The sequence below is a fragment of the Curtobacterium sp. 18060 genome (assembly GCF_902706105.1).
Lineage (GTDB): Bacteria > Actinomycetota > Actinomycetes > Actinomycetales > Microbacteriaceae > Curtobacterium.
This window is the reverse complement of sequence record NZ_CACSJV010000011.1, coordinates 66,219-86,111: the sequence shown is the minus strand read 5'-3', so window position 1 is coordinate 86,111 and position 19,893 is coordinate 66,219. Positions and strand designations below refer to the sequence as shown.

Annotated in this window: 21 protein-coding genes; 16 read left to right on the top strand and 5 right to left on the bottom strand. The window is 71.2% G+C overall.

Translation table 11 applies throughout. The features are described from left to right. The 10 genes from GVL05_RS20155 to GVL05_RS08060 form a co-directional block, all read left to right on the top strand. Positions 1-1,414 (top strand): primosomal protein (locus GVL05_RS20155; RefSeq protein ID WP_235035908.1); only part of this gene is annotated, 1,414 nt, incomplete at its 5' end. A 31-nt stretch (positions 1,415-1,445) separates the two neighbouring features. Beyond that, positions 1,446-2,417, top strand: a complete 972-nt coding sequence (locus GVL05_RS08100; RefSeq protein WP_159572720.1) for an HAD-IIA family hydrolase — start codon at positions 1,446-1,448, stop codon at positions 2,415-2,417. Between the two features lie 10 nt (positions 2,418-2,427). Continuing rightward, a complete protein-coding gene (locus tag GVL05_RS08095; protein ID WP_159572718.1) occupies positions 2,428-2,595 on the top strand; it encodes a hypothetical protein in 168 nt (55 codons plus the stop codon). Between the two features lie 13 nt (positions 2,596-2,608). Then, positions 2,609-3,421, top strand: a complete 813-nt coding sequence (locus GVL05_RS08090; RefSeq protein ID WP_235035907.1) for a TlyA family RNA methyltransferase — start codon at positions 2,609-2,611, stop codon at positions 3,419-3,421. Beyond that, positions 3,418-4,347, top strand: a complete 930-nt coding sequence (locus GVL05_RS08085; protein ID WP_111086586.1) for an NAD kinase — start codon at positions 3,418-3,420, stop codon at positions 4,345-4,347. Before GVL05_RS08090 ends, GVL05_RS08085 begins: the two co-directional genes overlap by 4 nt. A 25-nt stretch (positions 4,348-4,372) precedes the next feature. Beyond that, a complete protein-coding gene (recN, locus tag GVL05_RS08080; protein WP_159572712.1) occupies positions 4,373-6,067 on the top strand; it encodes a DNA repair protein RecN in 1,695 nt (564 codons plus the stop codon). A gap of 94 nt (positions 6,068-6,161) precedes the next feature. Further along, positions 6,162-7,877, top strand: a complete 1,716-nt coding sequence (locus GVL05_RS08075) for a CTP synthase (RefSeq protein WP_185094304.1) — start codon at positions 6,162-6,164, stop codon at positions 7,875-7,877. Positions 7,878-8,045: 168 nt separating this feature from the next. After that, positions 8,046-8,621: an NUDIX domain-containing protein gene (locus GVL05_RS08070; protein WP_200849178.1), complete on the top strand. Its 576-nt coding sequence runs from the start codon at positions 8,046-8,048 to the stop codon at positions 8,619-8,621. Then, positions 8,618-9,199, top strand: coding sequence for a DUF1349 domain-containing protein (locus tag GVL05_RS08065; protein ID WP_159572710.1), 582 nt, complete (start codon positions 8,618-8,620; stop codon positions 9,197-9,199). Before GVL05_RS08070 ends, GVL05_RS08065 begins: the two co-directional genes overlap by 4 nt. A 19-nt stretch (positions 9,200-9,218) precedes the next feature. Beyond that, positions 9,219-10,247 (top strand): site-specific tyrosine recombinase XerD, encoded by a 1,029-nt coding sequence (locus GVL05_RS08060; RefSeq protein WP_131921372.1) that lies wholly within the window; start codon positions 9,219-9,221, stop codon positions 10,245-10,247. A gap of 114 nt (positions 10,248-10,361) precedes the next feature. Here GVL05_RS08060 and GVL05_RS08055 read toward each other — a convergent pair whose 3' ends face one another. After that, positions 10,362-10,808 carry a DUF2510 domain-containing protein gene (locus GVL05_RS08055; RefSeq protein ID WP_194673130.1) on the bottom strand — a complete coding sequence of 149 codons (447 nt, stop codon included), beginning with the start codon at positions 10,806-10,808 and terminating at the stop codon, positions 10,362-10,364. A gap of 123 nt (positions 10,809-10,931) precedes the next feature. Between GVL05_RS08055 and GVL05_RS08050 the strand changes: the two genes are divergently transcribed. After that, the gene (locus GVL05_RS08050; RefSeq protein WP_235035906.1) at positions 10,932-11,390 is read left to right on the top strand and encodes an ASCH domain-containing protein; all 459 of its coding nucleotides are present in this window, start codon (positions 10,932-10,934) and stop codon (positions 11,388-11,390) included. Between the two features lie 36 nt (positions 11,391-11,426). Here the strand turns inward: GVL05_RS08050 and GVL05_RS08045 are convergent, their stop codons facing one another. Next, positions 11,427-12,464, bottom strand: coding sequence for an LLM class flavin-dependent oxidoreductase (locus GVL05_RS08045; protein WP_159572732.1), 1,038 nt, complete (start codon positions 12,462-12,464; stop codon positions 11,427-11,429). Between the two features lie 50 nt (positions 12,465-12,514). Between GVL05_RS08045 and GVL05_RS08040 the strand changes: the two genes are divergently transcribed. After that, complete coding sequence (locus GVL05_RS08040; protein ID WP_123294966.1) at positions 12,515-12,847, top strand: TraR/DksA C4-type zinc finger protein; 333 nt, start codon at positions 12,515-12,517, stop codon at positions 12,845-12,847. A gap of 131 nt (positions 12,848-12,978) precedes the next feature. Beyond that, complete coding sequence (locus tag GVL05_RS08035; RefSeq protein WP_235035905.1) at positions 12,979-13,434, top strand: TIGR02611 family protein; 456 nt, start codon at positions 12,979-12,981, stop codon at positions 13,432-13,434. Positions 13,435-13,595: 161 nt separating this feature from the next. On the opposite strand, the gene GVL05_RS08030 is transcribed toward GVL05_RS08035, so the two are convergent. Continuing rightward, complete coding sequence (locus GVL05_RS08030; RefSeq protein WP_159572704.1) at positions 13,596-14,849, bottom strand: MFS transporter; 1,254 nt, start codon at positions 14,847-14,849, stop codon at positions 13,596-13,598. A 100-nt stretch (positions 14,850-14,949) separates the two neighbouring features. Here GVL05_RS08030 and GVL05_RS08025 point away from each other — a divergent pair, with 100 nt between their 5' ends. Continuing rightward, complete coding sequence (locus GVL05_RS08025; RefSeq protein ID WP_123314349.1) at positions 14,950-15,315, top strand: helix-turn-helix transcriptional regulator; 366 nt, start codon at positions 14,950-14,952, stop codon at positions 15,313-15,315. Between the two features lie 38 nt (positions 15,316-15,353). Then, positions 15,354-16,892: a methyltransferase gene (locus tag GVL05_RS08020; protein ID WP_235035909.1), complete on the top strand. Its 1,539-nt coding sequence runs from the start codon at positions 15,354-15,356 to the stop codon at positions 16,890-16,892. Positions 16,893-16,926: 34 nt separating this feature from the next. Here GVL05_RS08020 and GVL05_RS08015 read toward each other — a convergent pair whose 3' ends face one another. Together GVL05_RS08015 and GVL05_RS08010 are read right to left on the bottom strand one after the other, a co-directional pair. Further along, entirely contained in the window at positions 16,927-17,787 is an 861-nt protein-coding gene (locus GVL05_RS08015) for an NAD(P)-dependent oxidoreductase (RefSeq protein ID WP_159572702.1), read from the bottom strand. A gap of 108 nt (positions 17,788-17,895) precedes the next feature. Beyond that, a complete protein-coding gene (locus tag GVL05_RS08010; RefSeq protein WP_159572700.1) occupies positions 17,896-18,486 on the bottom strand; it encodes a TetR/AcrR family transcriptional regulator in 591 nt (196 codons plus the stop codon). Between the two features lie 131 nt (positions 18,487-18,617). Here GVL05_RS08010 and GVL05_RS08005 point away from each other — a divergent pair, with 131 nt between their 5' ends. After that, on the top strand, positions 18,618-19,886 hold the full coding sequence (locus tag GVL05_RS08005; protein ID WP_235035904.1) for an MFS transporter: 1,269 nt from the start codon (positions 18,618-18,620) through the stop codon (positions 19,884-19,886). The last annotated feature ends 7 nt before the right edge of the window (positions 19,887-19,893 follow it).

Sequence of the window (19,893 nt, the reverse complement as noted above, 5' to 3'; positions counted from 1 at the left end):
CGATCGTCCTGCTCACCGTGGTGGGTCGGATCGTCCGCGTCGTGATGGCGACCGCCCGTACCAGGGCGGTTCGGATCGTCCCCGTCGTGATGGTGACCGTCCCGCGTACCGCGGTGGTTCCGACCGTCCTGCTCGCGATGGAGACCGCCCGTACCGCGGCGGCTCTGACCGCCCGGCTCGTGATGGCGACCGTCCGTCGTACCGTGGCGGTTCATCGGACCGTCCGCGTCGTGACGGCGACCGTCCCGCGTACCGCGGTGGTTCCGACCGTCCCGCATACCGCGGCGGCTCCGACCGTCCGGCCCGCGACGGCGACCGTCCGGCCCGCGACGGCGACCGCCCGCGTCGTGACGGTGACCGACCGTCCTTCCGGGGTACTTCGGACCGTCCGGCCCGTGGTGGCGACCGCCCGCGTCAGGACGGTGGCGACGACCGACGCCGCTTCGGCGACGGGACGCGTCACGCCGGCGCACGGTTCGGCGAGGCAGCCCGCGACGACTGGGAAGACCGCGACCCGTACGGCACGAAGTCGATCCGCCCGCGCCACGACGACCCGGACATCCCCGACGAGATCGATGCGCGCGACCTCGACCCCGCAGCGCGCATGGAGCTGAAGACGCTCAGCAAGGACAACGCCGACTGGGTCGCCCGGCACCTCGTGGCCGCGGCGCTGTTCGTCGACGAGGACCCCGCTCTGGCGAACGAGCACGCCCTGAGCGCCGCCCGCCGTGCCGGTCGCGTCGGTGTCGTCCGCGAGACCGCTGCGATCACGGCGTACCGCCTGGGGGACTTCGCGACCGCGCTGCGCGAGCTCCGCACCTACCGGCGCATCTCCGGCCGCAACGACCAGCTCCCGATGATGGTGGACTGCGAACGAGGCCTCGGCCGCCCGGAGCGTGCGCTCGAACTCGGCCGTTCGGTGGAGCGTGCCGCGCTCGACACCGCGGTGCAGGTCGAACTCGCGATCGCGATGTCCGGCGCACGCATCGACCTCGGGAACCCCACAGCTGCCCTGGGCGAGCTGGAGATTCCACAGCTGGACCCGTCCACGGCCTACACGTGGTCACCGGCGCTCTACAGTGCTTACGCGGCCACGCTCGAAGAGCTCGGCCGCCAGGACGAGGCCGACGAGTGGTGGGCCCGTGTCGACCGTGCGGCAGCGGCTCTCGCCGAAGCCGCCGACGAGAACGCTTGGGAGACAGTTGATGTGGTCGAGGAAACGCTCGAAGTCGAAGAACACGGAGACGCCGGCGAGCTCGACGACACCGACCAGCTCGACGACGACGCCGACCTCGACGACGACGAGCCAGCCCTCGCCGAGCCCGACGTCGTCGGCGAACCCGGCGACGCCGACGAGCCCGGCGAACTCGACGACGACAACCCCCGCGACGTCGACGGCTCCGCAGCCGACTGACGTCCCGACCGCGCCGACGGACGGCGTCGACGTGGTGCTCACGGACCTCGACGGCGTCGTCTACCGGGGGCGCAACGCCATCCCGCACGCGGTCGAGGCGCTCACACGGGCCTCGCTGACCGCACGGGTCGGGTACATCACCAACAACGCGTCCCGACGACCGATCGACGTCGCCGAGCACCTCGAGCGCTACGGGCTCGAGGTGTCCGAGGACGACGTCGTCACGTCGTCGCAGGCGGGCGTGCAGCTCCTGTCGACGCTGGTGCCCGCTGGTGCGACGGTGCTCGTCACCGGTGGGCTCGGACTGTCGAGCATCGTCGAGGCCGCCGGCTTCACGGTGACGACCAGTGCCGAGGACTGCCCGGCCGCGGTCATCCAGGGCTTCTCCCCGGACCTCGGGTGGAAGGAACTGGCCGAGGCGTCGTTCGCGTTGGCCGACCCGGCGATCCCGTGGGTCGCCACGAACATGGACTGGTCGATCCCGGTCGAGCGCGGCATCGCCCCCGGCAACGGCACGCTCGTGTCCGCGGTCCACCAGGCCGTGGGGCGGATGCCCGTGGTCGCCGGCAAGCCGGAGCGGCCGATCTTCGATGCCGCGGTCGAGCGGTTCGGCGGTGGGAAGACTCTGTTCATCGGTGACCGTCTCGACACCGACATCAAGGGGGCGAACGACGTCGGGATCCCGAGCGTCCTCGTGCTCACCGGCATCGACCAGGCGAAGCAGGTGCTCGCGGCCGATCAGCGCTCGCGCCCGGTGTTCGTGCTCGAGGACCTCCGTGGTCTGTCCGAGCCCTACCCGGTGACCGTCCGGCGGCAGGACGAGGACGGCACGCGGTACGTCAACGTCGGCAGCGCCACCGTGGCGATGCGGGGACACGTGGTGCGGGTGCTCGACGCGGGCAGCGACATCGATCGGCTCCGCGCCGGCGCTGCGCTGATCTGGGAGTCCGGTCTGGCCATCTACGGCCTCGACGTGGACCCGCAGCTGTACGGCGGCGAGTAGCGTGTCGGACGTGCCGAACCCCGAGCAGCCGTCCGCCGACCTGGAACCGCAGGACGAGTTCGCCGCGCGCACCTCGGCGGCCGAGACCCTGCCGCTCGTCGAACGTGCAGACGCGTTCTCGGCACTCCACGACGAGCTGCGCACGCGGCTCGAGAGCGGCGGCACCGCGAGTGCCTGAACCGGACGGAGCCGTGCCCGACGCGACCCCGGTCCGCCTCGACGCCCTGCTCGCGACACGTGGCCTCGCGCGTTCGCGCACCGCTGCCACCAAGCTCATCCAGGACGGCCGGGTGACGGTCGACGGTCGTCCCGTCGTGAAGCCCTCCACCCCGACCTCGCCGGCTGCCGGCATCGTGGTCGACGCGGCCGACGAGTGGGTCTCCCGCGCTGCCCAGAAGCTGGTCGGAGCGCTCGATGCGTTCGGCGTCGACCCGTCCGGCCGTGTGGTGCTCGACGTCGGTGCGAGCACGGGTGGCTTCACGCAGGTGCTCCTGGCCCGTGGTGCTCGCCGGGTCATCGCACTCGACGTCGGGCACGGGCAACTGCACCCGACGATCGCCGTCGACGAGCGTGTCGCCGTGGTCGAGGGCACCAACGCCCGCAGCCTGACCCGGTCGGACTACCTCGCGCTCGACGGCGCCGCAGCCGAGACGACCCTGGTGGTCGGCGACCTGTCCTTCATCTCGCTCCGGCTCGTGCTGCCCGCCCTGGCCGAGGCCGTCCCCGCCGACGACTTCGTCCTGTTGGTGAAGCCGCAGTTCGAGGTCGGTCGCGGCGGGGTGCGCGAGGGCATCGTGCACGATCCGGCACTCCGAGACGACGCCCTGATGAACGTCCTGTGGGCCGCATGGGACCTGGGCTTCGGGACCACCGGGCTCGCGGCGTCGCCGATCATCGGGACGCACGGGAACCACGAGTACCTCGCGCGCTTCCAGCGTGGTGTCGGTGGCAATCCGACAGAATGGAGAGTCCGGGCAACCGAACTCACAGAGGGGACCGCATGAGCGACGACCGGCACATCCTGCTCGTCTCCCACACGGGTCGCCGTGACTCGATCGACGCTGCGGTCGAGGTCTGCGACCTCCTGCACGCCGCCGGTCTGATCCCGGTGATGCCGTTCGACGAGTACGCCGACATCCGGCGGGCCGAAGCCTCGGTGGGGCAGGTCGACATCCTGGGTGTCGACGTCCAGGCAGACCAGCTCGAGATCGTCATCGTGCTCGGCGGCGACGGCACGATCCTGCGCGCGGCCGAACTCGTGCGCGAGACGCGGGCGCCGATCGTCGGCGTGAACCTCGGGCACGTGGGCTTCCTGGCGGAGAGCGAGCGGGACGCCCTCGCCGAGACCGTCGAGCGCGCCCTGTCGGGTGAGTACCACGTCGAGGAGCGCGTCACCCTGCAGGTCGACGTGGTCGTCGGCAACCAGATCGTCTACTCGAGTTGGGCGCTCAACGAGGCCACCATCGAGAAGGCCTCGCGCGAGCGCATGCTCGAAGTGGTGACTGAAGTCGACGGTCGCCCGCTGTCCTCGTTCGGGTGCGACGGCGTCGTCGTGTCGACCCCCACCGGGTCCACGGCGTACTCGTTCTCCGGTGGCGGTCCCATCGTCTGGCCCGACGTCGACGCCCTGCTGATGGTGCCGCTCAGCGCGCACGCCCTGTTCGCCCGCCCGATCGTGGTGGGCCCGGACTGCACGCTCGCGATCGAGGTCCTGCGGCGCACGAGCGGTGTCGGGGTGCTGTGGTGCGACGGCCGCCGGACGCACGACCTGCCGCCGGGGGCTCGCGTCGAGGTCCGACGGTCGCCGGACCCCGTGCGGGTCGCGCGCCTCAAGGACGCTCCGTTCACCGACCGGTTGGTCGCGAAGTTCCGGCTCCCGGTCACCGGGTGGCGCGGGCCGCAGACCGACGAGGACGAGGACCACCTGTGACCGGCCGAGGCGAGGAGCACCACCGATGATCGAGGAGATCGCGATCCGTGACCTCGGGGTCATCGGCGAGACCACGCTCGAACTCGGTCCGGGGTTCACCGTCGTCACGGGCGAGACCGGTGCCGGCAAGACCATGATCGTCACGGCCCTCGGGCTGTTGCTCGGTGCTCGGGCGGACGCCGGTTCTGTCCGCCGTGGTGCCTCGAGCGCCGTGGTCGAGGGCCGGTGGAACGTCCCCGAGCACGCTGCCGTCGCCGAACGCGTCGAGGACGCCGGCGGCGCGGTGGAGGACGGCGAACTGATCCTCACGCGCACGGTCTCGGCCGAGGGGCGCAGCCGTGCGACCGTCGGGGGCCGCAGCGCTCCCGTCGCGGTGCTCGGTGAACTCGCGGACCAGCTCGTGACGGTGCACGGCCAGTCCGACCAGATCCGACTGACCTCGTCGACCGCGCAGCGTGCGGCGCTCGACGGCTTCGGCGGGGCGGCCCTCGAGAAGGCCCTGAACCGGTACGTCGCCGCGTACGACGCGTGGCAGCAGCACACGGGCGAACTCGAGACACTGACGCGCGACCGCGACGAGCGGGTGGCCGAAGCCGACCGGATCCGCGCTGCCTCGGACGAGATCGAAGCGGCCGACCCGCAGCCCGGCGAGGACGTCGAGCTCGCCGAGCGCGCCGACCGGCTCGGCAACCTCGAGGAACTCCGGCTGTCCGCTGCCCTGGCGCACGAGGCCCTGTCCAGCGAGTCCCTCGACGGCGTCTCCGACGTCGTCGGCCTGGTCGAGTCCGCCCGACGCGCCGTCGAGCGGGTCGCCGACTCCGACGCCGCCCTGCAGCCCGTGCTCGAACAGCTCACGGAGCTCGGCATCCAGGCGGCCGAGGCCTCGGCGAGCATCTCCAGCTACCTCGGCTCGCTCGAGCCCGAGGCCGGGCACGACCTGGAGCTCATCAACGAACGGCGCGCCCTGCTCGCCGGCCTCACCCGCAAGTACGGCGAGACCGTCGACGACGTCATCGACTACGGGCAGCGGGCGAGCGACCGCCTGCTTGAGCTGGACGGCGACGACGACCGCATCGCGGCGCTCCAGCAGTCCGTCGAACAGGACGAACAGGCACTCGGGGCGGCCGCGGGCGCGTTGACCGCTGCCCGCACGAAGGCAGCAGCGGACCTCGCGAAGCGCGTCACGACCGAGCTGAAGACGCTCGCGATGGCCGGCGCCACCCTGGTGGTCGAGGTCACCGACGCGGGGGAGTACCGCCGACACGGACGCGACCAGGTGTCGATCCTGCTGCAGCCGCACTCCGGCACCGACCCCCGACCGATCGGCAAGGGGGCATCGGGCGGCGAGCTGTCGCGCGTGATGCTCGCGATCGAGGTCGTGATGGCCGGCAGCACGACCGTGCCGACGTTCGTCTTCGACGAGGTCGACGCCGGCGTGGGCGGTGCCGCGGCGATCGAGATCGGCCGTCGGCTGGCGAAGCTCGCCGAGCGCACGCAGGTCATCGTCGTCACCCACCTGGCGCAGGTCGCGGCCTTCGCGAACAACCACCTCAACGTGGTGAAGGACGCGAGTGGCGCCGTGACCTCGTCGAGCGTGCGACGGCTCGAGGGCGAGGACCGCCTGCAGGAGATGGCGCGGTTGCTCTCGGGGCTCGGCGACAGCGCGAGCGGCGTGGAGCACGCCCGCGAACTGCTCGACGTGGCCGGCCAGACGGCCTGACGCACGGCCCGAAGACCCGGCCACCCACCCCGCGCAACGCCCACGGCGAACCGAGGTCGCGCCTCCCGGCAGTTCTGACGTACGATGGAATCCCGTGGCGGACACTCTCAGCAGCGGTACCCAGGCAAACACCCCGACCCCGAAGGTGACGAAGCAGATCTTCGTGACCGGCGGGGTCGTCTCGTCTCTCGGCAAGGGCCTGACGGCAGCCAGCCTCGGCAATCTCCTGACGGCTCGCGGCCTCAAGGTCGTCATGCAGAAGCTCGACCCGTACCTCAACGTGGACCCGGGCACCATGAACCCGTTCCAGCACGGCGAGGTCTTCGTGACCGACGACGGTGCGGAGACGGACCTCGACATCGGACACTACGAGCGTTTCCTCGACATCAACCTGGCGCAGTCGGCGAACGTCACGACCGGCCAGGTGTACTCGACGGTGATCGCCAAGGAGCGTCGCGGCGAGTACCTCGGCGACACGGTGCAGGTCATCCCGCACATCACCGACGAGATCAAGCGTCGGATGCGCGAGCAGGCGGAGAACGACCCGCAGCCCGACGTCATCATCACCGAGGTCGGCGGCACCGTCGGCGACATCGAGTCGCAGCCGTTCATCGAGTCGGCGCGCCAGGTGCGCCACGAGCTCGGCCGCAACAACGTGTTCTTCGTGCACGTGTCGCTCGTGCCGTTCATGAACGCCTCGGGTGAGCAGAAGACGAAGCCGACGCAGCACTCGGTCGCCGCGCTCCGCTCGATCGGCATCCAGCCCGACGCCCTCGTGCTGCGGTCGGACCGCCCGGTGTCGGACTCGAACAAGAAGAAGATCGCGCTGATGTGCGACGTCGACGAGGACGCCGTGGTGAACGCCGTGGACGTCCCGTCGATCTACGACCTGCCGACGCTGCTGAACAACCAGGGCCTCGACCAGGTCATCGTCGACGCGCTCAAGCTCGAGGCCGGCCCGGTCGACTGGACCGCGTGGACCCCGGTGCTCCGTGCCGTGCACGAGCCGAAGAAGGACGTCACGATCGCCCTCGTCGGCAAGTACATCGACCTGCCGGACGCCTACCTGTCGGTCACCGAGGCGCTCCGTGCCGGCGGCTTCGCGCACGACGCGAAGGTGACGCTGAAGTGGGTCGTCTCCGACGACTGCACCACTCCCGAGGGCGCTGCGAAGCAGCTCGGCGACGTCGACGGCATCTGCATCCCCGGTGGGTTCGGCGTGCGTGGCATCGAGGGCAAGCTCGGCGCGCTGCGCTTCGCCCGTGAGCAGGGCATCCCGACGCTCGGCCTGTGCCTCGGCCTGCAGTGCATGGTCATCGAGTACGCCCGCCACGAGGCCGGCCTGACCGACGCGTCGAGCACCGAGTTCGACCCGGAGACCTCGACGCCGGTCATCGCGACGATGGCGGAGCAGGTGGACATCATCGCCGGTGGCGACCTGGGCGGCACCATGCGCCTCGGCCTGTACCCGGCGACGTTCAGCTCCGGGTCGTTGGCCGAGTCGCTCTACGGTGCGCCCGAGGCGTCCGAGCGCCACCGTCACCGCTACGAGGTCAACAACACGTACCGGCAGCAGATCGCGGACGCCGGCCTGGTGTTCTCGGGCACGTCGCCCGACGGAACCCTGGTCGAGTACGTCGAACTGCCGCGCGACGTGCACCCGTTCTACATCGCCACGCAGGCGCACCCGGAGCTGCGCTCGCGTCCGACGAACGCGCACCCGCTGTTCGCAGGGCTCGTCGCGGCCGCGATCGAGCGCCACGAGGCGTCCAGCCTGTTCGACCCGCAGAACGAGGAGCAGGTCGCGTAAGCGCAGCCCAGCCACGATCGGACGGGAGGCGCGGTGCCAGCTGGCACCGCGCCTCCCGTCCGTCGTTGGTCGCGCCCACGGCACCTGGTTCCGGACACGGAACCACGGAACGACGCGGTGCTGTGTCCGGAACCTGGTTCCGCGAGGGACGCGTGCTTGGATGGTTCCGTGACTGACGCACCCATCGCTGACGAAGCCGCCTCGTTCGAGGTCACCGAGTCCACCGTCGTGTACGAGGGCGCCGTCTGGGACGTGCGCCGCGACACGATCGCCTACCACGACGAGACGATGGTGCGGGAGTACATCGACCACACCGGTGCCGTCGCGGTCTACGCCGAGGACGACGAGGGCCGTGTCCTCGTGATCCAGCAGTACCGACACCCGGTTCGGGTGCGCGACTGGGAGCTGCCGGCCGGGCTGCTCGACGTCGAGGGCGAGGACCTCCAGGTTGCTGCCGCCCGAGAGCTGGCAGAAGAGGCCGACCTCGAAGCGGACACGTGGGAGCCGCTGGTCCGGTACAACACGTCGTCGGGCGGGAGCAACGAGTTCCTGCAGGTCTACCGCGCCCGGGGCGTGCGGCCCACGACGACGGCGTTCGAGCGCGAGGCTGAGGAAGCCGACATCGTGAAGCGGTGGGTGCCGCGGGCCGAGCTGGTGGAGGCGATCCTCGATGGTCGGCTGCACAACTCCGGGCTGGTCGTGGCCGTGCTCGCGGCGGATGCGCTCGAGCGTGGCCGCGCATGAGCCTGCGAGAACTGGTCGACGCGGCGACGTGGACGCACGAGCCCGAGGCTGTGGAGTTCGACGGCGACGTGCTGCGGGTCACGGCGGCCCGGGGCAGCGACGCCTGGCGGACCACGTCGTACGGGTTCATCCACGACTCCGAGCACGCGCTGGTGCAGCCCCTCGACGGTGCGTTCTCGGTCGAGGCATCGTTCGTCCTCGACTACACGGAGCAGTTCGACCAGGCAGGGGTCTTCCTGCGTGTGGACGAGCGGAACTGGATCAAGGCGGGCGTCGAGTTCTCCGACGGAGTGCCGCAGCTCGGCGCCGTGGTCACCCGGGACTTCTCGGACTGGTCGGTCGCGCCCGTGCCGGAGTGGGTGGGACGCGTGGTGACGGTCCGGGCCAGCCGCGACGGTGATGCCGTGACCGTCCGGGCGTGGGCCGACGACGAGGAACCCCGGCTGGTGCGGGTTGCGTACCTCGATCCCGATGCTGCCGTGTCGGCCGGACTGTTCTGTGCAGCTCCGACGCGTGCCGGCCTGACCGTGACGTTCACCGGGTACCGGGTCGGGGCGCCCGACGAGGCGCTGCACTGACCGTGCGCCTGCTGTCGTGATTCCCCTGGACCGTGCCACGGAGACGTACCTGCGGCACGTCGCGATCGAGCGCGGGCTGTCGCAGCACACGCTGTCGGCGTACCGGCGTGACCTGGCGGTGTTCACCTCGTGGCTGGCGACGGCTCCGGTCGTCGAGTCCGACGGTGCCGACCGGGCCGGTGGGGCATCTGCGATCGACGACGTCGGGCGGCTCGCTCGGGCAGACGTCTCGGAGTTCGTGACCTACCTGGCGACGAAGCCGGACGGTCCGCTGGCACCGAGGTCGATCGCCCGGATGCTCAGCTCGGTGCGCTCGTTCACGGCCTTCGCGGCGGGGGAGGGCTGGCTGCCGCTCGACCCCGGTACCGCCGTCCGGCCGCCGAAGGCCCCGATGCGGCTGCCGAAGGCGATCTCGGTGGAGGACATGGAGCGGCTGCTCGGAGCGGTGTCGACGGACGGCTCTGCGGATGGTTCCGCAGACGGCGCTTCCGGTGTGGACGACCCCGTGCGGCTGCGGGACAAGGCGTTGCTCGAACTGCTCTACGCCACCGGCGCGCGGATCTCCGAGGCGGTGGGGTTGTCGGTGGACGACGTGACCACGCTGTCCGACGACTCGGCTCCGGACGCCGACGGTCTCGCCGTCGTGAAGGTCACCGGCAAGGGGAACAAGCAGCGGGTCGTGCCGCTCGGCAGCTTCGCCCGGGCGGCGATCGACGCCTACCTGGTGCGGGCCCGGCCGGTGTTCGCGGCACGAGGGGCCTCGACGCCGGCGCTGTTCCTCGGCGCGCGGGGTGCCCGGCTGTCGCGGCAGAGCGCGTGGCTCGTGATCCAGTCGGCGGCCGAGGCGGCGGGACTCGAGGCGCATGTGTCGCCGCACACGTTCCGGCACTCGTTCGCGACGCACCTGCTCGAGGGCGGTGCCGATGTGCGCGTGGTGCAGGAGTTGCTCGGGCACGCGAGCGTCGCGACGACCCAGATCTACACGATGGTCACGGCGGACATGCTGCGGGACGTGTACCAGACGGCGCATCCGCGGGCGCGGCGGTAGGGCTCGTCGTTCGGCGGGCCCGGGCGTGCACTTCGTGAGCAGCAATGGTCGGGTCGTTGGTCGGCACCCGACCATTTCTGCTCACGAAGTCGGACGGTGACGGCCCCGGATGCGTCAGAAGAGGTGGAACTGCGTCGACGCCGCCACCGCGCCCGTCGCGACCGCGACCACCAAGGCGCTCGAGGACGCGCTCCTCGCCGCGACCGCCCACCCGCCGGTCGCACCGGGGCGGACGACACCGACGAGCCCGCACACGAGAGCGAGCGCGCTGCTGACACCAAGCGGGTTGATGAGGATCGACGTCAGGGCCAGCAGCACCGCGAGCACCGTGAACACGCACAGCCGGCGGTCGCGACCGCCGCCGGACGCCCACGCGTGGGTCCGGATCGATGCCGTGTGCACGGAGAACGAGGGGCCGACAGGTACGACGACGATCGGCAGGACCGGTTCCGGAGCACTCGGCAGGACACGGGTCGCGGCACCCCAGGCGTGACCGTCCCACCAGCGGAGACGACTGGCGTCCTGCGGGTCTGGGAACCAGCCTGCGGCCGGCAGTGTCACGGGGACTCCTCGAGGTGCGGGGGATGGTGCTCCTCGACGGTAGGGGACGCCGCCCCGCCGCCACAGTCCCAAGGCGGGTGTCGGCACAAGTGCGGACACCCGGCGGTGCGCTACGGTCGGCTGGTGACCGCGAGCCTGGACGAATTCTGGAACGAGCGGCGCGACGAGGCTCCGGAACTGCCGGCCGAGGTGCCGGAGGCGTGGTCGTTCGGTGCCACTCCGGAGCAGGCAGACGAGCTGCTCGGCCTGGTGCTCCGCGGGGTCAAGGACGGCACCGCGTCATCGCTCTGGGACTACGAGGCGACGGGTGACCCGCTCCCCGCGACCGGGGAGTGCAGCATCGTGACCGACGGCGCCGGTGTTCCCCGGGCCGTCATCGAGACGACGGACGTCCGGATCGTCCCGTTCGACGCGGTCGGGGCCGAGCACGCGCGCGCCGAAGGCGAAGGAGACCGGACTCTCGAGCACTGGCGGACGGTGCACGAGGCGTACTGGCGTGAGCACTCCGAGAACCCGCGCGGCTTCGAACCGGACATGCCGGTGGTCTGTGAACGCTTCCGGCTGATCTGGCCGACGCCGTAGACGCAGCCGCCGACCGTCAGCGCCTGACCGAGCAGATCAGGCCGGGACGGGTGCCGCGTCGACCTCGGTGAACACGTCCTTCACGGCGGCGAGCAGCCGCGCGTTGAAGTCGACGCCGAGCTGGTTCGGCACCGTGACGAGCACGGTGTCGGCAGCGCGGACGGCCTGGTCGGCCGCCAGCTCCGCGACGAGGTCCTCGGGCGATCCGATGTACGAGCGGCCGAAGCGGGCGAGCCCGCCGTCGAGGTGCCCGACCTGGTCCTGCCCCTCGACCTGTGCGCGGACGCCGAAGTAGTGCTGCGACTCGTCGTCGATGATCGGGATGATGCTGCGCGACACCGACACCCGAGGGGTCCGGTCCCAGCCCGACTCCGCCCAGACTCGTCGGAAGCGCTCGATCTGTTCGGCCTGCAGTTCGTCGAACGGCACGCCGGTGTCCTCGGTGAGCAGGGTCGACGACATCAGGTTCATGCCCTGCTCGGCGGTCCACTCGGCGGTGGCTCGTGTGCCGGCGCCCCACCAGATGCGGTCGCCGAGCGAGTCGGAGAGCGGGGAGATCGGCAATGATCCGACCGAGCCGGTCATCTGCGGGTTGGCGTTGGCCATCGGTTCGCCGGCGATGGCGCGACGGAACACGCTGGTGTGCGCGCGGGCCATGTCGGCGCCGTTCTCGTCGGACGCGTCCGGCACGTAGCCGAACTGCTGGTAACCGGCGAGGGCGGTCTCGGGTGAGCCACGAGAGACGCCGAGCTGCAGTCGTCCGCCGGAGATAAGGTCGGTCGCCGCGGCCTCCTCGGCCATGTAGAGCGGGTTCTCGTAGCGCATGTCGATCACGCCGGTCCCGATCTCGATGCGGCTGGTCTTCGCGGCGATCGCGGACAGCAGGGGGAACGGTGCCGCCTGCTGCGGTGCGAAGTGGTGCACGCGGAAGTAGGCGCCGTCGACGCCGGCCTCTTCGGCAGCGACCGCGAGGTCGATCGCCTGCACCAGGGACTCACGCCCGCTGCGCACCTTCGACCCCGGCGCGTCGCGCCAGTGTCCGAACGACAGGAACCCGATCTTCGTCATGTCGATGCAAACGCATCCGGAGAGTCGGGCATTCCGTCACGACTACGGTGTCCACCATGGACGACCCCCGCACCGCGCTCGACACGGAACGCGCCCGCAACGAACGGCTGCTCGCCGACGTCGAGCGGAGCATGCGCGACGTCAGTGACGCCCGCCAGGACGCCAACTCCGACGACGAGCACGACCCCGAGGGCGCGACCCTCGCGTGGGAGCGCGGCTCGCTCGGCGCCGTCCGCGACGCGTCCCGGCAGCGGATCGAGCAGGTGGACGCCGCGCTCGCGCGGCTCGACGCCGGCACCTACGGAACCTGCGCCGTCGGCGGCGAACCGATCCCAGCGGCCCGATTGGCCGCCGTCCCGTGGGCCGCGACGTGCGTCGCCCACGCGTGACGGGCCTCCCGGCGGACACCCGCTGACGGACGGGAGGCACGGCGCATCCCCGCCACACGTCCTCCGTCACGCGCACCGCGCGTCCACCGCGTGCGCCGCGGATTCCCAGCCGCACGCCCTACGTTTTCGGCATGGACGGCGACGCGAACGACGGACCCGGCGAGAGCCGGACCGACGGTGTGCCGCGTCAGCGCTTCCAGTGGTTCCACGACATGCGGACCTGGATCCACGCCAGGCCACACCTGCACCTGTTCTACAAGGTCCTCGTCGGGATCGTCGGCGGGCTGGTCGTCATCATCGGACTCATCCTGGTGCCGCTGCCCGGGCCGGGATGGCTCGTGGTGTTCATCGGACTCACGGTGCTGGCGAGCGAGTTCCACTTCTTCCACAAGATCATCGTGTGGCTCAAGGCGCAGCTGCACCGCTTCTGGGACTGGGCCAAGCGGCACGGACCGAAGCGCCTGCGTGATGCTGCCGACCGGGGCAAGGCCGACGTCGACGCCGCCCACACGGGTGCTGCTCGGACGGTCGGGGTGCGTGCTCGTGGACGGGCGCGCGGCGCGAACTCGGCGCACCCGGGCCACTGAGTCGGCCCGGCGTGTCCGGCACCGTGCCGTGTTGGTCACTGCGTGCGGGGTTGATGGCTCCGTGCGGCGCTGTACGCGCGCACTGAGCGAGCAACCTTGCACGGGATGACCAACCTCGCACCGTGCGCCTGGCGCGCGCCGCCCGCCGGGCGGACGGCCCGCTACTCCGCAGCGACGCGGATCGAGCCGGTGGCGGTGCGCTCGATGACCTCGGCGGCCTGCTCCTCGACGGCGGCCGCGTCCTTCGACGTCAGCTGCAGCACGAGCGCGACGACGGCAGCGAGGACGATGAACCCGCCGTACCCGGCGATGACGGGGACGAGTCCGATCGACGGTTCGAGCAGCCCACCGATGACGGCGGGGACCCCGAACGCCAGGTAGCTGACGACGTAGATCGTCGAGAGCAGTCCGGCGCGGTGGGTCGGTGCCGCGGTCGCGAGCAGCATCCGCAGCGGCGCCTGGAACCCGGCACCGAAGCCGACGCCGGCGATCGCACTGCCGACGACGAGGCCGGGCAGGGAGTGGGCCATCACGAACGCCACGGTCACGATCGGCCCGAGCACCAGGGCGACGAGCCCGACGAGCACGGCGCGACGAGCGTCCATCCGCTGCGTCGCGAGCCCGGTCAGCGCGCCGACGCCCGTGACGACGGCGATGAGTGCGCCGGCCGCGAAGTGGTTCGTGATACCGAACACCGTACCGAGGGCCGAGGGGACGAGTGAGAGGAACATGCCGCCGAGGGCCCAGCTGGCGACGAGGGAACCGACGACCCCGCGGAAGAGCCGACGCGAGCTCCGCGGCACGCTGATCGTCGGGCGCAGCGAACGGAGCGCTCCGGGGCGCCGCTGGACCTGCTCGGGGACCACGAACAGTGCCAGCACGAGGAGCACGAGCAGTGCGCCGAAGACCAGGTAGACGAGCTGCTCCGGCGCCGGACCCCACTGCACGAGTGCACCGCTCGACATCGCACCGGTGGCGAGTGCGATCGGCGGGATGACACCGTTCAGCACGCCGGCCAGGGTCGGGTGCCGCTCGAGTGAGTTGTCGATGAGGGCCGCTCCGAGCGCACCGATCAGGAGCCCGACGGAGACGCCCTGCACGATGCGGTCGACGATGAGCGCGCCGACGCCGTCCGCGATCGCGAACAGTCCGAGCGACAGGGCGACGCCCAGGCCTCCGGCGACGAGCACGGGTTTGCGGCCGACGTGGTCGGACAGTCGGCCGGCGATCAGCAGACTCGCGAGCAGCCCGGCGACGTAGATGGCGAAGACCCCGGTCAGCATGAGCGGCGTGAGGTGCCACTCGGCGGCGTAGACCGGGTAGATCGGCGAGGGGACCGCGGACGACGCGACCGACACCAGGAGCATCGCCGCGAGGATCCAGAACCCGGCGACCGAGCGAGCTGACTGCTGCATGAGCATCCTTCCGATGGTCCGTTGTACGACTGCATTCGTACCGCAGTCCGCAGTACGACGCAAGTCGTACAGCAAGCCGAGCGGTGGTAGCGTCCCGTCCATGCCCGCGCACGTCGATGCCCCCGAGCGGCTGCCCCAGCCGTCCGTGGCCGAGATGGACCTCCCCGTCGTCCTCGATGCCCTGAGCGACCCGATCCGGTTGGCGATCCTGCACCGCTACCTCGTCGACGCCGCCGGTGGTGAACGGAGCTGCGGCTGGGTCGGCATCGACCGACCGAAGTCCACGCTCACCCACCATTTCCGGGTCCTGCGCGAGGCCGGACTGCTCGAACAGCACCTCGAGGGCCTGACCCGCATCAGCCGGGTCCGGATCGAGGACGTGCAGCAACGGTTCCCGGGGCTGCTCGACCTGGTGCTCGACTGGCAGGTGCCCGCGGCGCTGCTCCGCGACGGGATCGAGTCGTGAGCACGGTACCCGGCGCGGGTGCCGGCGCCGGGGACTCCGTGCACACGCTCCCCGACATCGGTGCTGACCCGGCCGCGACGACGGCGCTCGCCGCGGACCTCGACGCCGCCGGCTTCACCGTCGACCGGGTCGACGCACTCTGGGGGACCGAAGCAGCCGCATCGCTGCACCGGGGGTCGCGAGTGGCGGCCCTCCGAGCCCTGGCTGCTCGTGAGACATCCCCGCTCGGCACCCTCGCCACCCTGTTCGTGCTCGGGCTGCCGACGCCCCGCGCGGACGCCGCAGCCGCGTTCCCGACCGCCGGGCTCGACGCGGTGGTCGCGGCAGGGCTGCTGGCGGCAGACGGAGACGAAGTCCACCCGACGGTCGACCTGCGTCCCTACGCCTTCGTCGACGACCTCGGCGCCGGCAGCTGGTGGATCGTCTCGGACCTCGGCGAACTCGCCCTCGGCCACGCGATCAGCGAGGAGCACGTCCTCGGCATCGGCGGCGCAACCACCACGCTGAGCGGCCTGCAGGTCCCCGTCCCCGTTCGCACGGTCCTCGACCTCGGCACCGGCTGCGGGATCCAGGCCATGCACGCCCGGCGCTTCGCCGAGCACGTGGTCGCCACCGACATCTCGCGCCGCGCCCTCGACATCGCCCGCTTCAACGCGCAGCTCAACGGCATCGACGGGATCGACTTCCGGTACGGCTCCCTCTTCGAGCCCGTCGCGGGGGAGCGGTTCGACCGCATCGTGTCGAACCCGCCGTTCGTCATCACACCCCGCCGGCCGGGCGTCCCCTCGTACGAGTACCGCGACGGCGGCATGGTCGGCGATGCGCTGGTCGAGACCGTGCTCCGTGGCCTGTCCGAGCACCTCGAGCCCGGTGGGACCGCGCAGTTGCTCGGCAACTGGGAGTACCACTGGGGCGTCGACGGGCTCGACCGTGTGCGCAGCTGGTTCGCGGACACCGACCTCGACGCGTGGGTCATCGAGCGCGAGCGCCAGGACCCCACGTCGTACGCCGAGACCTGGATCCGCGACGGCGGCACGAAGCCCGGGACGCCCGAGTTCGACACGCTCATGGGCGCGTGGCTCGACGACTTCGCGGACCGCCGCGTCACCGGCGTCGGTTTCGGCTACGTCGTGGTGCGTCGAGCCCTGCCAGGAGGAACGGCGAGCCTCCGCCGGTTCGAGCGCGTCCCCGAGACGCTCGGCTCCAACCCCGCCGGGCTCGGAGCCACGGTCGCTCGCGTCCTGGACGCGGCCGCGTGGCTCGCCGCGCACGACGACGCCGCGCTCGCCACGGCGCACCTGACGGTGGCTGGCGACGTCACCGAGGAGCGCTACTACTGGCCGGGCAACGACGACCCCACGGTGATGACGCTCGTGCAGGGCGGCGGACTCGGACGGCGGGTGGACGCGGACACGGCGCTCGCTGCGTTCGTCGGAGCCTGCGACGGGGACTTGTCCGTCGCGGCGATCGTCGGCGCGCTGGCGCAGATCACGGGTGTCGACGAGCAGGTGCTCGCCGCCGACCTGCTGCCGGTGGCGCGCGACCTGGTGCTCGACGGGCTGCTGCTGCCGGCCTAGCGAAGGGGCCGCTCAGCGGCGGACGCGGGCGCTGCTAGCGGCCGTCGCGCCAGCTGTGCTCGGGGGCGTACCCGAGCAGCTCGCGGGCCTTCTCGGACGACAGCAGCGAGCTGACGCCGTCGATGTCCGCGCGACGCTCGATGTCGGGCACGAAGCGCTCGACGAGCTCGATCGTCGGGGTGTCCATCACGGTGTCGGGGCTCGCGATGACGAACGCCTCGAACCCGGTGAGCTCGGCCTCGACGGCCTTGCGGACCGCTTGGGCGCCGTCACGCGAGTCGATGTACGACCACAGGTTGAAGGTCTTCGCCTCGGGGGTGGCGTCCCACGGGAACGCCGGGTAGTCGGTCTCGTCCATCACGTTCGAGAACCGCAGGCCGATCATCTTCAGCTCCGGGTCCCAGCGGGTGAAGTGGCGGGCCATCTCCTCTTCGACGGCCTTGCCGAGCGAGTACGACGACTGCGGGCGGACCGCGAACTCCTCGTCGACGGGCAGGTAGGGCGGGTGGTGCTCGCCCATCGGGATGCCGAGCAGGGTCTCGCTCGACGCCCACACCAGGTTCTTGATCTTCGCGGCGCGTGCGGCGTGGAAGACGTTGATCGACGCCGTCACGTTGTTCGTGATGAGCGCTACGTCGGGGACCTGGCCCGGCGCGGGCACGGCGGCGAGGTGCACGACGGCGTCCACGTGGTCGTACCGGTCGTCGATGCCGAGCAGGGCGTTCAGGACCTGGCCGTAGTCGGTCAGGTCGATCCGGACGAACTGCACGCCCTCGGGCTGGTCGGCCGAGGGCACGCGGTCGAGCAGCACCACGTCGTACCCGTGCGCATCGAGGTCGCGCACCACCGCTCGTCCGAGCTTGCCGCTGCCGCCGGTCACCACTACACGCGTCATCGCGTCACTCCACATCGTCGTCGGGTCGCCCTCCGGGCACGCCCCATCCTGCCCGGCGCCGCCTGACCCGACCAGGCCCTGTCCGTACCCCGCTCCGCCGGGGGAGCGTCAGGCGGTGGGGGCGACCTGGGCGATCGCGAGCCGGGCGACGAGCTCGACGTGCTGCGCCATGTCCCGCGACGGGTCGAACAGCCACTGGATCTGCATGCCGTCGGACACCGCGAGCAGCACGCTCGTCAGTTCGTCGGCATCGACGTCGGCGCGGAGCCGTCCGTCCTGCTGCATGGTGCGGAAGTCGGCGGACAGGTCGCGACGGCTGCGCTCGTAGCGCTCCTGGAAGTACGCGTGCGCGGGGTGCTCGGGGTCGGTCGCAGCGGCGGCGGAGAGGTTGACGAACATCTGCACCAGGCCGGGGACCTCGGCGTTGTGCCGGACGATCGCCGCGAGCAGTGCAGCGGGGTCGGGTGCCTGCCAGTCGTGGGCGAGGTCGAGCTCGTCGCGTCGTCGCAGGATCTCGACCCAGAGCTCGTCCTTGGAGTCGAAGTAGTGCAGCAGGCCGGCCTGGGTCAGCCCGACGGCGTCGGCGATGTCCTTGATGCTGGTGCGGCGGAACCCCTGTGAGGCGACGAGGTCGAGCGCGACCGTGAGGATCTCCTCGCGCTTCGCGATGCCCTTCGCGTACGAACCCCGTCGTGCCATGGCAGGACTGTACCGCTCGGAGTGCACGCAGAAAACCTAGCCACACTTGGTTTTGGTGTTACCGTGGGCGGAGCCGCCGACGAAGGCGTGCGAGTCACCGGTGCAGGTGGCGTACCCGAGAAGAGGTTGCAGTGGCCAACGACGCCCTGACCGTCAACGACACCCCGACCGCAGTCGCACCCACGCGCGGCCGAGGTGCCCCGCTCATGTACACGCTCGGCATGCCGATCGCGATGCTCGGCCTGTACATCGCGCTGCTGCCGCCGGTGCTGGTCGCAATGGCGCTCAAGGTCGCCGAGATCGCGCCGGACAACCAAGCGGGTGTGCTCGGCCTGGCACTCGGTGTCGGCGCGTTCGCCGCGATGGTCGCCAACCCCCTGGCCGGTCGCTTCAGCGATCGGACTGCCGGGAGGCTCGGCATGCGTCGTCCGTGGATCATCGGTGGCACCGTGGTTGGCTTCGCGGGCCTCGTGGTCGTCGCGACGACGACCTCGACCGTCGTGCTCGTCCTCGCGTGGGGCGTCACGCAGATCGCCTACAACGCCACGATCGCCGCCATGACCGCGGTCCTGCCGGACCACGTCACGCGGTCCCAGCGCGGCCGGGTCGCGGCGCTGCTCGGGCTCTCCCAGAACCTCGCCCTCGTCGGCGGCACGTTCCTCGTGCAGCTCTTCTCGACCTCGGCGACGCAGATGATCATCCCCGGTGCGATCGGGTCGATCGTCGTCGTGCTCTACGCGCTCGTGTTCCGCGACCGCGTGCTCACCCACCGGCCCACGTCGAAGCTCAGCGTCGGGCAGGTCTTCGGCTCGTTCGTCTTCAACCCCGTGAAGCACCCGGACCTCGGCTGGGCCTGGCTCACCCGGTTCCTGATGGTCGCCGCGCAGTACACCGCGGTGAGCTACCTGACGTACTTCCTGCGGGACGACATCGGCGTGGACCCGGACCACGTCGCGAACGCGGTGTTCCAGGGCACGCTGTGGAACGTCGTCGGCATCGTGCTCACCTCGCTCATCGCCGGCTGGCTGTCGGACAAGCTCGGCCGCCGCAAGCTGTTCGTCGCGATCGCGGGCATCGTCGGCGTGGTCGGGCTCGTGATCATCGCGCTCGCGCCGTCGCTCGGCATGGTCCTGGTCGGCGAGTTCGTGATGGGTGCCGGCATGGGCGTCTTCTACGCCGTCGACCTGGCGCTCATCACCGACGTGCTGCCGTCCGACGAGGACAACGCGAAGGACCTCGGCGTCGTCAACATCGCGCAGGCCCTGCCCCAGTCGATCGTGCCCGCGGCGGCCCCTGGTGTCATCGCCCTGACCGGCGGGTACAGCGGCTTCTTCATCACCGGCGCCGTCGTCGGACTGCTCGGCATCGTCTCGGTGTCCCGCATCCGCGGCGTGCGCTGACCACGCT